This is a genomic window from uncultured Thalassolituus sp. (assembly GCF_950066645.1).
Taxonomy (GTDB): domain Bacteria; phylum Pseudomonadota; class Gammaproteobacteria; order Pseudomonadales; family Oceanobacteraceae; genus Thalassolituus.
This window is the reverse complement of record NZ_CATMFB010000003.1, coordinates 173,627-186,249: the sequence shown is the minus strand read 5'-3', so window position 1 is coordinate 186,249 and position 12,623 is coordinate 173,627. Positions and strand designations below refer to the sequence as shown.

Sequence of the window (12,623 nt, the reverse complement as noted above, 5' to 3'; positions counted from 1 at the left end):
GTGAGCACCGGGCCACTGACATCACTATCAGCGCGGATGGCTCTGATTTTTCTTGGATTAGTAGTAGGGCTGGGCGGCAGCCTGATCTGGCTGGCTCAGATAACGGCTCTGCAGGGTGAGCTGGCAGCGCTGCAAGGGATTAACCGATCGACCGCCATGTACATCGCGGAACAGGCCCCCGTGATTGATGAGCAGGGCGTCAATGAAGACCGCCTCAGTGAGCTCGCTGCGCGAGCCATGATCATTAACCCTGCTCTGGAAATTTACGTCCTCAACCCTGAGGGCGTGGTGCTTGCGCATCGGCTGCCTGCGGAATCGGTGGTACTGAGCGAAGTGGATACGGCCAGCATTGCGAGCTTTCTGGCGGGGGATGGCTTACCAATTATGGGGGATGACCCTCGTCGCCCGGATGAACTGACTGCCTTCTCGGTGGCCCCCGTCATGATTGAAGGGGTGCTGTACGGTTATGTCTACGTTGTTGTCGGTGGTGAGGTGTACCACCAGATGAAAGCAGCGGCCGAGAACACCTATTACCAGAACCTGTTTACGTCACTGGCGATGATTGCCGTGCTCAGTACCGTACTGGTGGGCGGATGGCTGACTCTCACCGTGACCCGTCCACTGCGGCAACTGCGTCAGGCGATGACTGAGTATCAGGTAGGTGATCGGAGTCTGTCGCCGGTGAGCGGGGATTCTCACAATGAAGTGACCCAGTTGCAGCACTGCTTTGCCACTCTGCAAGACACCATCGCCACGCAGCTTGAGTCTATTGAACAGCTCGACCGAACACGCCGTGAGCTGATCGCCAACGTCTCCCATGATTTACGAACCCCTCTGGCGGCTTTGCAAGGCGCGCTGGAATTGGCCGTGCTCAAATCGGACGAGCTGAGCAAGGCTGAGCAGCATCAAGTTCTGCAATCAGCGCATAAACAGAGTGTCAGGCTGGGGCGGCTTGTGAATGATTTATTCGAACTGGCGTCGCTGGAAACGGACGGGCAGGAGCTAGAGACAGAGTCTTTTTCTATTTGTGAGCTGTTACAAGATTGCCGTCAGGATCTGATGCAACTGGCAGAACGGCGCGGCGTCACATTGGCATTGACTATGCCGCCAGAAGGCGATGCCTGGGTGCGCGCAGATATTCGTTTAATGCAACGCGTACTTGATAATCTGGTCGCCAATGCGATCCGGCACACGCCTCGAGGCGGGCGCGTGATGCTGAGTGTTGAAGTGCTAGAGCATGGTAGCCGTATTGCGGTTGCCGATACCGGGGTGGGCATCGACAGCCATGAACTGCCGCATATCTTTGATCGTTTCTATCAATCCAAAGAGACAGAGCACTCAAGCCAGATTGGTACAGGACTCGGACTGGCGATCGTGAAGCGTATTCTGGCGATTCACGAGACGGATATTCAGGTGGTCAGCCGGGTGAATCAGGGAACGCGATTTGAGTTCGATTTGGCGCACGCTGGTTAATACAGGCATACCTCTATTCAGCAGGAACAAAAAAGGGCGCCGTAGCGCCCTTTTTATCGTGAAGAGGTTAGCTTACAGCTTAGGACCTGCGTTCACGATAGCGTCAGATACGTCGTACTTCTTGAAGTTTTCAACGAACTGAGCTGCCAGGTTTTTCGCACCACCTTCCTACTCAGAGGCGTTTGCCCATGCCTGAGTTGGGTTACTCAGATTAATTTCTGTTCATATGGGCCTTGGCATACTGCTCCTGCAGAGATAACGTCAATATTGGACGAATTCATTGGATGACCTCGATCCTATGCGATATGAAGAATTGTTAGATTGCCTGTATGACTCTGCCACTGATAGCGAAAAATGGCAGGAAATGCTCGAGTACCTTAATGCCTACTTGTCTTCGACTCATATATTTATCGCCGAACGAAATTCATTGTTCGAAAGCCCGATTACCTTTGTTGAAAAAGGCTTTGAAAATCAACACTTTGAACGATATCAAGAGCATTTCTATCAAGTGGATGTGTGGAGTCAGGGATTGCTCGAAAAGGCTCTCAACACGTTCCACCCGAGTCATACCGTGTATGATGACAAGCAGTTTCTACGCAGCGAAATATATAACGACTTTGCCAGGCCCGTAGATATCCGGCACTCGATGGGTTGCCTTATTCAAGATCCATCGACAGGGTTGCATACTGAAATCGGCATTATGCGTAATGACCACTTTGGTCAATATTCGACCACTACTGTCAGAGCTGCGAATAGAGTCGTACCTCATATTGTCAGAGCTCTCACTTTTGCTCGTGAAATCAGTTCTGTTCGATCGACAAATCTGAATCTGACTAATCTGATAGAGCACACTGAAACATCGCAGGCAATTATCAGTCGTCGCGGTGAGATACTGCATTCCAACGCTCACTGGGATGAAATGCTGTCAGCAGTATCGGTCATCCGTCAAAATGGAAGACATCTTCGTATAAGTGACCCAGCGTTGCGAGATACAATTTTTTGCCAGCTGAACCAGCCAGAAAGTCATTCTCAACCGTATCCTTCTGATTATTATCATCCTTATAACGGGTCGTTACTCAGGATCAATGTTAAGCCAACCCGTTATCAGTTTACATCAGCCATAGGACAGCACTCGGTACCGGCTTACCTACTCACTGTTCAATACCCAAGGTCTGAGGCTGAAGTCGATCAAGCCGCCTTGATCCGGATGTATTCACTGACACCGGCTGAAGCCTGTGTAGTGAAAGAACTGTGTCGTGGCCTGACAACACATCAGATTGCTGAAAAGCGTCAGACCAGCGTAGATACTGCCCGAAAGCAGATTAAATCCTGTTTAAGTAAAACCGGGACCAGCCATCAGGCGGCACTGGTCGCAAAAGTTCTGACAATTTTTCGACTATGAAAGGCCCCCTTACGTCGGGAGCCATTATTACCATCATCGAAGTTGCGCTTAGAGTTCGTTTGTCGCCGGGATTCTCATGCTGGAGAACGCGCCGAATGGATCAATAAGGTCTTCAAAATCTGTCTCTGCAAACACATCGCCTTCTACAAGGTTTCCGCTACCGTCTTTTGTCAGGTGGGTGATTCTGAGATTGTCGAGAGTCTGGTGTTCGGAACCATTACTCGCAAGCCACAAATCGGCAATGCCATCAATAGTTGGAGCATCGTCGCTGTATAGCAAGGATTCATAACTATTCGAATCAATGTTAAACACATAAAAGTTCATAGTTGAGTCGAAAATATCAATCCGTATCTGCTTCACTCCTTCTGCTAGTAAGGTTGATGTAGATTGGTCACTGTATCCTGAGCTGTAAATGGAGCCCTGCATACGCGAGCAACCCCAACTGAATCCCTTTACTTCACTTTCACTACTCCAGTAGTATGAAAAATATGAGTCAGTCGCGGTGATATCGGCATCCCTTAAACCAAGCCCATAGTCACCGCTGTGGCAATCGATAGTCAATTCAATGCGATAGTTTGCTCGTGCGAGTGGGCGGTCGTCAGCATCTAACGATTCAGTCAACTGTATTACTTTATATGCTCTGGAAGCGTAAAAAGAGCCAGGACTAAGATTCCAATATGCTCTGTAATTGTTTGAATCACTATACGGGTCGACTAAGGACCCCGCACTTTTGCGCAATTTTGCAGCGTGACTATTAAGCTCCGTAGAGTATGCAGCGTAAAATGCCGAACGAGGGGCAAAGGTCAGAGCGTGGTTACTGTTGGGGCTGGTGTTGGTCGACATTAAGCGCCCGCTAACATCCATCGCGGTGTTAATATCGAAGACTACATCATAGTTTTTCCCTGCCTGGTAGGCTTTATAGTCGTTGCTATCGACAGTGCCATCACTGTTGTTGTCTTCCAGGCCGTCGGTATCTGCTAGTAGATACAGCTTCTTATAGCCCCAGAATGGAATATACTCTACGTCGATCTGGCTTTCTTGTAACGAGAGGCTATCAATAACGGAAGCTTTGTCCATGAATTCAGAGAACTCGAAACCTATATGGCTGTGTTCCGTATCATTAAAATAAACTTCACTGATTTTAGGAGCCGATGCCGTCGAGGTTGGCTCGATTATAGGTAAGGGGGTAATTTTTCTCACCGTGTTGCTGGCGGCTGTAGAGGAATTGACGTCAGTTAAAGTCATGTATTCATCAGGAGTTAACCCTCGGGAGAGCTTTTGAATGTCGATTTCCCCAAGTATCGTGCCCACGGGAGAGGTAGTTCGGTCTGCGGAAAAAATCACCTTATTCGCGCCATAGGCAATGTTGGTGATGTTGTAACGATCTGCGTTCGTGTAGTCTTCCTCTTCGAATATGTTATAAATTAAACCATCAGACAGGCGTGTAATCTCAATAATTTCAGTTGTTCCCAAATTTCCGATACCGATTTCCATTTCTCTGACATGGTGTCCCTGAGAAATTATGCCTATGTCACATGAGTAATCTTCCGATGGAATTGAGACATGATCATCAAATGGAAGAACGCGAACATAGCCTTTATCTCTCAGGCAACCAAAAAGGAAGCCTTCGTCATCTAAATAGAACTCATTAAGAGAACGACCGTCCCAGGAAAGAGGGGTTCGGGCGAATCCGCCATCGTCCCGGGGTTCTACTAAATAACCATCGATAATGAGAGTCGAGCCGGTATCTGATTTGAAAGTGTATGAATCATCTACCTTAATAATATCTCCATCTTGAATGAGAAAAATGCCGTTATTACTTCCGCTCAGATTTGCAGCGATATCGCCATTTGCCATTGCAAGAAAGCTATCAACATCTATTGAATCAAGGCTGATAACTTGTTCTAAGCTATGTGTCGGAGTGATTTTTGTGAGCTCTTCTCTATAACTAACGTTGTTACTATCATAGTGTCTGGTTACCGAATACAAATTTCCTGCATCGTCGAATTGCAGGGGTTTTAGGCCTGAGCGTATTTCCTCATATGCGTCAAGTTCGCTTTCATAAGTATCTCTTGGCTTGAATTTCGCTGTTCTGAGTTGAATAGGGAAGCTTTGATACAAAAAGTTCAGTTCTGCATCGATTACTTCAGAACCTCCTACGCAGTCAATATCTCCATTGAGTCGGTCAATCGCTACAAGAGAACAACTGACGTAATCGTTCAGAATAGTAGCCTGAAGGCTTTCTAGTATGGGCTTGAGATTGTATTGGTGACGAGTTTCTGAATCGACCCATATGTCTAGTGTTTCTAGGCAGGTCTGATCTGTGGTTAATACTCCAGCACATGTACTATCGTCATTCCCATAACCAAATAACCAACTCCCATTGGGGTACATTGCTTCAAACTCAGATGGAGTTAGAGGAATTGTGCTGGTTAGTGTTGGGCCTATAAGTGGTGACCTTAAGTCGTAGCCATTGATGTATATTGAACTGGCAATAGATGAGTTATCGTATGAATCGGAGTTGATAGCGATATACAGTCTATTATTATCCGGGCTGAGAATTGTATAATCTACAAGTAGGGGTTCAATATTAGATACGGGAAAAACTGTGTTTCCGTCCTCATCAATCCCTAGCAAGTTACTGTTCCCGATAATCGATAAAGTACTTTTTGATTTAAGCGAAGCTGTCTGACTTCCCAGTGTGAAGGAGGAGTTGGTTACTTCTTTCTGATCAACCACCTGATCATATTCCATCAGCGTAACCACACCAGATAAATTAAATACTGGTGTGGATGAAGGGGCTAGAACAGCATTTTCTGCTAAGTCGGAAGGGGCGGGTTGGGTTCTTTCATCATCTTTTTCTTCTCCTCCTTTACCTCCGCAAGCAGTGATAGCTAGGCTGGACAGAATTAAAACCAGTGGTTTTAGTATTTTTGAATTTTTCATAATATACTCCCGATAACGAATCAGTCAGAAAGACCAGTAAAATGTCACTGAAGGCTGCATAATGGTTAGTGAATTTTCAGGAAGTGAGCGTTTTATAACACCGTTGCTTTTCTGATTTTTCTGTTCAATTTCTTTCTGATCTTCATATGCATTTTTTAATGAAAGGCCTAGCAGGAAATTCCTGGAAAGGTGATAACCGACCGAGCCCGTCAGCTCGAAGTGGTATCCATCGAATCCGCCATTTATCGTATCGGCGCCATAGCTCGTGTTCAGGGTCTGGCTATATATGGGAATTCCAGCAAGTAGTTGAATCTGCCAGTTCCAACCGCATTTTTCCTCGAGGTAAAACTCTCCAATCTCATAGCCTGCATAGGCAAATAGTTTAAATATGTCTTCTGAGACTGATCCTTCAGATATTGCTACCTGAAACTCATCCTGATTGGTAAGAACCCAGTCGAAGCGGCTGAAGCTCAGGTCTTGTAACGAGCCGCCGAACAGAAATGCATGAGATGTAGATACCTGTTTTGAAACAAGTATCCGAAGTTCGTTACGCTTCAGCGTAAATGAGTTTTGCTGAACTGTTGTGCCATTAATCTTCCACGTCTCTTTACTTGCTTCGTTGCCTATCGTGGCCTCGGTCTGGATGTAAAAGCCCCAACCCGAGTTGTGTGCAACGTACCCACCGCTTCGCTGAAAGAGCTGCGTAGTGGAAGCTGCTGTTTGGAGCCCCAGTCCAGTATCCAGTAGATTTTCGTCCTCTTCCCTATAATCAACCTGCTCCGAGCCGAAACCAATGTAGGAGTAACCTAGCCGCTGCCCTGTGCGCGTTTCTACCTCCGCTTTAGCATCCATAACTGAGAAACAAATTATCAGGCTCGCAAAAGTTCCACGGTAGTTTGCGACGCTGAACAACATTGGCTGATGCTCCCTGCTTATCATTGACAGGCATGAGTTTAATGCTGGCATGACGGTACAACATCCCCCATATGGGGTATGTATAGCGATGCTGAGAGATTGTCAGAGTAGTTAGGTTCGAATATGACAGACACAAAAAAGGGCGCCGAAGCGCCCTTTTTATCGCGAAGAGGTCAGCTTACAGCTTAGGACCTGCGTTCACGATGGCGTCAGATACGTCGTACTTCTTGAAGTTTTCGACGAACTGACCTGCCAGGTTTTTCGCAGCACCTTCCCAGTCAGAGGCGTTTGCCCATGCCTGAGTCGGGTTCAGCAGTTTGGTCTCAACGCCTGGCAGTTCTGTTGGAACTTCCAGACCGAAGATAGGCAGAGTTTCGGTCGCCACGTCACGCAGAGCGCCAGACTGGATGGCTGCAATAACGGCACGGGTCGTCGGGATGCTGAAACGCTCACCGCCGCCACCGTTAGGACCGCCGGTCCAACCCGTGTTCACCAGGTATACCTGAGAACCGAATTCAGTCACACGCTTCATCAGCAGTTCAGCGTAAACGCCAGCTGGACGTGGGAAGAAAGGTGCACCGAAGCAGGTAGAGAACGTAGACTTCAGGCCTTTAGAACCACCCATTTCGGTAGAGCCTACCAGAGCGGTGTAACCAGACAGGAAGTGATAAGCAGCCTGTTCTTTCGTCAGTACAGAAACAGGTGGCAGAACACCGGTCATGTCGCAGGTCAGGAAGATTACTGCTTTTGGCTCGCCAGCCATGTTTTCTTCAACACGCTTCTCAACGTGAGTCAGCGGGTAAGCACAGCGACCGTTTTCAGTCAGGCTGACGTCGGTGTAATCCGCAGTACGGGTGTTTTCGTCGATAACAACGTTCTCAACGATGGCGCCGAACTTGATCGCGTTCCAGATGATTGGCTCATTCTTCTGAGACAGATCGATGGTTTTCGCGTAGCAGCCGCCTTCGATGTTGAAGACAGTACCTTTGCCCCAGCCGTGCTCGTCGTCACCGATCAGGAAACGCTCTGGGTCAGCAGACAGTGTGGTCTTACCAGTACCAGACAGACCGAAGAACAGGCAGGTATCGCCGTCTTCGCCAACGTTAGCCGAGCAGTGCATTGGCAGAACGTCTTTTTCTGGCAGCAGGAAGTTCTGTACAGAGAACATCGCTTTCTTCATTTCGCCAGCGTAGCGCATGCCTGCCAGCAGAACTTTGCGCTGTGCAAAGTTGATGATCACACAACCATCAGAGTTGGTGCCGTCACGCTCAGGCACACACTCGAAGCCAGCAGCGTTCAGAATCTGCCATTCTTCTTTGTTGGATGGGTTGTAGTTATCCGGACGGATGAAGAGGTTGCGGCCAAACAGGTTCTGCCATGCAGTCTGAGTGGTCATTTTAACCGGCAGGTAGTGCTGAGGATCGGAACCGACGTGCACCATAGATACGAAACTGTCCTGGCCAGAAACGTATTCTTCCACCCGCTCCCACAGAGCATCGAACTTCTCTGCATCGAACGGGCGGTTGATGTTGCCCCAGTCGATCGCGTCTTTGCTGCTTGGCTCTTCAACAATGAAACGGTCCATCGGAGAGCGGCCGGTACGCTTGCCAGTCTTAACAACCAGTGCGCCGTTGTCCTGCAGTTCACCTTCGCCGCGGGCGATGGCTTGTTCTACCAGGAAAGGAGTGGATAAATCGGTGTAAACAGTCATATCGGTGCCCCGTAGGGTCCTCGTAAATTACGTACGGCTTGTGGCCATACCCTGTATCTCAATAACCGCCCTGAAGGGTGCCCGGGCGAGCCCAAAAATTAAGGCCGGCAATTATGCCAGAAAAACCGGCTGACGCTAAGCCCCGTTGGTCGCTTTTTGACCTGACGGGCTAAGCCTTTGTTGTTACTGGAGTTTCTCTTCGGGAAACAGCTCGTCGACCTGAGCCTGATCGAAACTGTACGCCTGCTGGCAGAACTCACAACTGATGGTTACTTTACTCTGTTCGTCGAGGATACTCTGCAGTTCGGCTTTACCCAGCTGGTGCAGTGCATTGCCAATCCGGTCTTTTGAGCAGGTGCAGAAGAAACTCAGCGCGCTTGCCGGATAAATCCGTACCTGCTCTTCGTGATACAGGCGGTGCAGCAGAACATCATTATTCAGGTGCAGCAGCTCTTCGTCTTTCATCGTGCTGGCAAGATGTCCAAGGCGGTCCCAGGCATCGGGATCGTCGCCTTCTGCCGATGGCATCTGCTGCAGCATGAATCCGGCGGCATTCTCGCCATCACAGGTCAGCCAGAAACGACTGCCCAACTGCTCTGACTGCTGGAAGTAATCTTCCAGTGCGCCGGCCACATTGCCACCGCTGATCAGGGTAATGCCCTGGTAGCGCTGTCCTACTTCCGGCTCGATGGTGATAATCATCTGCCCGTCAGTCACTTTCAGCTCGCTCTGCTCGGCCAGGTCGTCATAGCGTGCGATTGCTCGCAGTTGCCCTTTTTCGTTGGTTTCGGCCTGAAGCAGGGTGATGTTGCCCGTCAGGCGGATCTGCAGGGTCAGTCGGCCGGCGAATTTGAGACTGCCACTCAGCAGTGCCGTAGCAGCCATCAGTTCACCGACTGCCCGCGCCACTACAGGCGGGTAGTTGTGACGTTTAAGGACATCGCGGTAGCTGGTGTTGAGGTGGGTTAATTCACCCCGGATTGCGGTGTGATCAAAGCTGAACCGTTGCAGAGAGTCGGCGCTGTTGCTCATTAGTAGTCCTGGTGTTGTTCAAAGCGGCGCATGTCGCGACGCTCTTTTTTGTTGGGTTTGTGATCGGGGGCGGCCTGAGACGCACGGATGATCCGCCGGTGTTCAGCCTGATCCATGCGTGCTTTGATGCTTTCGGCGGTTTCGTCGTAGAGCAGGCGTGCCTCGGGGGCTCCCTTACGTTGTTCAGAGAGTGCCTTAATGACGATGATCTTTTCATCAAAGCCCTGTCGGATCGTCAGCTTCGCGCCCACATCGACGGTTTTGCTCACTTTGCAGCGCTGACCTTCGTAATGCACCTTGCCGCCTTCGATTGCGCCTTTGGCTAGAGCACGAGTCTTAAAAAATCGTGCGGCCCAGAGCCATTTGTCGAGTCGGATTTTCTGTGTCTGTTCGCTCATGCGCCCTGCCAATGCAGAATTCGTTTCAGAACTTAATTTCATCAAAGTGATGGATACCCGGAAAGCGACTGTCTGTGTTCGGTGCTTTCTGACTGTCCGGATGGTAAATCGTAAGCAGCCAGTGGATACCCCATTTCTCTGCCGATTCTAACACAGCCTGACTGTCGTCAATCAGTAGTGTGCGCGCCGGATTGAAGCTTTCTTCCCGGTGCAGGTGGTCCCAGAACGCCTGACTTTCTTTTGGTTCCTGATAATCGTGCGAGCTGATGACGCGGTCGACGAGTTGGTCGAGTCCGGTGCGTTCCATCTTCAGGTCCACGCTGTCACGGTGTGCATTGGTCACGATGACGGTGCGTTTTCCCATGTCTTTCAGGCGGGCCAGAAAATCCTTCGTGTGAGGGCGGAAGCCAATACGTTCCTGAACATCTTTTTTCAGTTCAGCGACAGGTAAGCCCGTCAGCTCAGTCCAGTAGTCCAGGCAGTACCAGTTGAGGGTGCCGCGCAGCCCGACAAAGCTTTTGTTCAGTTCTGCGAGGGCTTCTTCTTCACTCAGCCCATGATGCTCGGCGTACTTACCCGGCAGGTGCTCCAGCCAGAAAAAGTTATCGAAGTGGAGGTCCAGCAGGGTGCCGTCCATATCCAGCAACACGGTATCAATTTCTTGCCAATCAGGCAGGCTCATAAGGGTATACTCTTTGGTCACAGCGATTTACCACTATTAAAACAGGGCTGACATGGATAAAAAACCTCATAAAAAACCTGAGATTCTGCAGCGCCACATTGTTGCTGAAAGTCGCCTGTTCCGGGTTGAGTCGATTGATCTGCGCTTCAGTAATGGCGTAGAGCGGACCTACGAGCGTCTGGTGCCTGGTGGCAGTGGTGCTGTGATGATGGTTGCCCTGCTCGACGATGAAACCGTTGCTCTGATCCGGGAATACGGTGGTGGTGTTGAAGACTACACGCTGACGCTTCCCAAGGGGGCAATCGATCTCGGTGAATCCATGCGCGATGCCTGCAACCGGGAATTACAGGAAGAAATTGGTTTTGCTGCGCGGGAGTTTGTCTATCTCAAGAAAATGAGCCTGTCACCCAGCTACATGCGGGGCGGCATCGACGTGGTGTTGGTGAGGGATCTGTATCCATCGAAGCTCGAAGGTGATGAGCCAGAGCCGCTGGAACTCGTCCCGTGGAAGCTGGCTGACTTACCTGCGCTGTATGCGTCTGACGAGTGTAACGAAGGCCGCGCGATCGCGGCCCTTGCACTGGCAACGGAGTATCTGGCCGGACGGTTTGAAGGACAGGCGTTAGACTGAGCGGCGGCGGAATAGCAGGGCGCTGGCTAATAGTGCCCAAACCATGCTGCCGCCGGATGAATCATCTTCGTCGTCAGCGGCGTTGTTCGTCGGGTTGTCAGGGTTCTCAGGCGATGGACTGGGTGTGTCGGGTGTGACGTCTGTCGTCAGGTCGTAGGTGACGCTCTCGAGAAAGAAATGGACATCGCTGTCGTCAATATTGAGTACGTCGCTTGAGAGCGTCAGCCGATCAATTGAGTTGAAACCCGATAACACAACCTCCAGTCCGCTCATCGTAACATCCTGCCAGAGCGGCCCCGCGCTCTGGCTTGAAATCAGTTCGCCATCGCGGAACCCCGCAATCATGATGGTTTCCATGTCCATGCCAAACAGGTCGGTCAGGCCGACGCGTTGCACACTGAAGACAGCGCCGCTGTCAGGGGTGATCATCAGGACAGTGGCTGGACGGGTTGGATCGTATCCGGGTTGGAGTGCAAATGGCTCTCGCACACCTTTCAGGCTGGCTCCGACTGGGACTTCGATCCTCAGATCGCCAGCGACCACATTGTTGCCGAGATCTTCGTGATGCAACCAGGTGGCTGAAGTAAAATCTTCGGTCACAGCAACAGCGTTGCTTGCGAACAGAGCCAGAGAGACAACCAGTACAGATTTCATAGGTGCGCCCTCAACTACGGGAAGGGAAGATGCCGCTGGTGATCACACAGGCCCGGATGACCGCCGATGGTTGTGATACAGACACGGGATAATTACCGCCAGACGTCCCTGTCGAACCGGAGAGCGTAATACTGGATGAATCCATGGCCTTCATATTGTCGGTATCAGCAGGTGCTGGACTGTAAACCGCCGCACGTTGACCATTGGCCAGTACGGCATTTTCCGGAGCCGGAGTGTTGCTGCTCAGTTCATCAGTGGAAGCGTTGGCTTTGAGAGTGGCGGATGCTGAGCCAATGGTGTGGGAGTGAACCGGCATCTGGTTAGTTGTCAGTGTCACGCTCTCTGCACCGTATTCCTGTCCCTCTCTCCTTTGCGTCAGCCCTGGCCCATTGCCCGTATGAATGGCTGCTCTGCCGCGTAAGTCGGGGAGCGCGAAAGTAGTCCGGCCATCGCCGCCATACAGTGTCCCGTAGAGAGAAAACAAAGCGGTATTGCTCGAAATCGCCAATAGCTGACCATCGGCAGGAGAGCTACCGCGAGGGCAGAAGTTGAATCCTACCCAGATAATTTCACCGAGATAGTACTCGGCATGGCTGGTGGCTGGCAGTGCTACGCCTGAGAGTATGGCGCCAGAAAGAATGAGAGAGGAGAAAAAGTGTTTCATGACGGCTCCTTTTCGAAGGGGATCCGATCCCTTTGGACGGTCTCCGGAGTTTCTTTTGTCGCGTAAGAGCAGTCAATGGCAGAGACCTTGTTATTGCAGATACTGTCCCGAATGC

The 12,623-nt window shown here is 50.5% G+C and carries 11 protein-coding genes; 3 read left to right on the top strand and 8 right to left on the bottom strand.

Features of this window, described 5'->3' with window-relative positions:
- Positions 1–1,473 carry an ATP-binding protein gene (locus tag Q1L85_RS04305; protein ID WP_300432392.1) on the top strand — a complete coding sequence of 491 codons (1,473 nt, stop codon included), beginning with the start codon at positions 1–3 and terminating at the stop codon, positions 1,471–1,473.
- 280 nt (positions 1,474–1,753) lie between these two features.
- Entirely contained in the window at positions 1,754–2,875 is a 1,122-nt protein-coding gene (locus Q1L85_RS04300; RefSeq protein ID WP_300426993.1) for a hypothetical protein, read from the top strand.
- A 48-nt stretch (positions 2,876–2,923) separates the two neighbouring features.
- Here Q1L85_RS04300 and Q1L85_RS04295 read toward each other — a convergent pair whose 3' ends face one another.
- The 6 genes from Q1L85_RS04295 to yrfG form a co-directional block, all read right to left on the bottom strand.
- The gene (locus Q1L85_RS04295; RefSeq protein ID WP_300426991.1) at positions 2,924–5,821 is read right to left on the bottom strand and encodes a hypothetical protein; all 2,898 of its coding nucleotides are present in this window, start codon (positions 5,819–5,821) and stop codon (positions 2,924–2,926) included.
- A 24-nt stretch (positions 5,822–5,845) separates the two neighbouring features.
- Positions 5,846–6,736, bottom strand: coding sequence for a hypothetical protein (locus Q1L85_RS04290; RefSeq protein ID WP_300426990.1), 891 nt, complete (start codon positions 6,734–6,736; stop codon positions 5,846–5,848).
- A gap of 178 nt (positions 6,737–6,914) precedes the next feature.
- Positions 6,915–8,447 (bottom strand): phosphoenolpyruvate carboxykinase, encoded by a 1,533-nt coding sequence (locus Q1L85_RS04285; protein WP_300426989.1) that lies wholly within the window; start codon positions 8,445–8,447, stop codon positions 6,915–6,917.
- A gap of 183 nt (positions 8,448–8,630) precedes the next feature.
- Positions 8,631–9,479: an Hsp33 family molecular chaperone HslO gene (hslO, locus tag Q1L85_RS04280; RefSeq protein ID WP_300426988.1), complete on the bottom strand. Its 849-nt coding sequence runs from the start codon at positions 9,477–9,479 to the stop codon at positions 8,631–8,633.
- Entirely contained in the window at positions 9,479–9,877 is a 399-nt protein-coding gene (gene hslR / locus Q1L85_RS04275) for a ribosome-associated heat shock protein Hsp15 (RefSeq protein WP_300426987.1), read from the bottom strand. Before hslR ends, hslO begins: the two co-directional genes overlap by 1 nt.
- A gap of 25 nt (positions 9,878–9,902) precedes the next feature.
- Positions 9,903–10,559, bottom strand: a complete 657-nt coding sequence (yrfG, locus tag Q1L85_RS04270) for a GMP/IMP nucleotidase (RefSeq protein WP_300426985.1) — start codon at positions 10,557–10,559, stop codon at positions 9,903–9,905.
- A gap of 52 nt (positions 10,560–10,611) precedes the next feature.
- Here yrfG and nudE point away from each other — a divergent pair, with 52 nt between their 5' ends.
- A complete protein-coding gene (gene nudE / locus Q1L85_RS04265; RefSeq protein ID WP_300426983.1) occupies positions 10,612–11,190 on the top strand; it encodes an ADP compounds hydrolase NudE in 579 nt (192 codons plus the stop codon).
- On the opposite strand, the gene Q1L85_RS04260 is transcribed toward nudE, so the two are convergent.
- Positions 11,182–11,844, bottom strand: a complete 663-nt coding sequence (locus Q1L85_RS04260) for an MYXO-CTERM sorting domain-containing protein (RefSeq protein WP_300426982.1) — start codon at positions 11,842–11,844, stop codon at positions 11,182–11,184. The genes nudE and Q1L85_RS04260 overlap by 9 nt on opposite strands.
- 10 nt (positions 11,845–11,854) lie before the next feature.
- Complete coding sequence (locus Q1L85_RS04255; RefSeq protein WP_300426981.1) at positions 11,855–12,508, bottom strand: phage tail protein; 654 nt, start codon at positions 12,506–12,508, stop codon at positions 11,855–11,857.
- Positions 12,509–12,623 lie beyond the last annotated feature (115 nt).

What these genes read in the sequence shown, in the direction of transcription:
- Q1L85_RS04295 (WP_300426991.1), bottom strand. Translation starts at nt 5,821, where the DNA reads ATGAAAAATTCAAAAATACTAAAACCACTGGTTTTAATTCTGTCCAGC.
- Q1L85_RS04290 (WP_300426990.1), bottom strand. Translation starts at nt 6,736, where the DNA reads ATGTTGTTCAGCGTCGCAAACTACCGTGGAACTTTTGCGAGCCTGATA.
- Q1L85_RS04285 (WP_300426989.1), bottom strand. Translation starts at nt 8,447, where the DNA reads ATGACTGTTTACACCGATTTATCCACTCCTTTCCTGGTAGAACAAGCC.
- hslO (WP_300426988.1), bottom strand. Translation starts at nt 9,479, where the DNA reads ATGAGCAACAGCGCCGACTCTCTGCAACGGTTCAGCTTTGATCACACC.
- hslR (WP_300426987.1), bottom strand. Translation starts at nt 9,877, where the DNA reads ATGAGCGAACAGACACAGAAAATCCGACTCGACAAATGGCTCTGGGCC.
- yrfG (WP_300426985.1), bottom strand. Translation starts at nt 10,559, where the DNA reads ATGAGCCTGCCTGATTGGCAAGAAATTGATACCGTGTTGCTGGATATG.
- nudE (WP_300426983.1), top strand. Translation starts at nt 10,612, where the DNA reads ATGGATAAAAAACCTCATAAAAAACCTGAGATTCTGCAGCGCCACATT.
- Q1L85_RS04260 (WP_300426982.1), bottom strand. Translation starts at nt 11,844, where the DNA reads ATGAAATCTGTACTGGTTGTCTCTCTGGCTCTGTTCGCAAGCAACGCT.
- Q1L85_RS04255 (WP_300426981.1), bottom strand. Translation starts at nt 12,508, where the DNA reads ATGAAACACTTTTTCTCCTCTCTCATTCTTTCTGGCGCCATACTCTCA.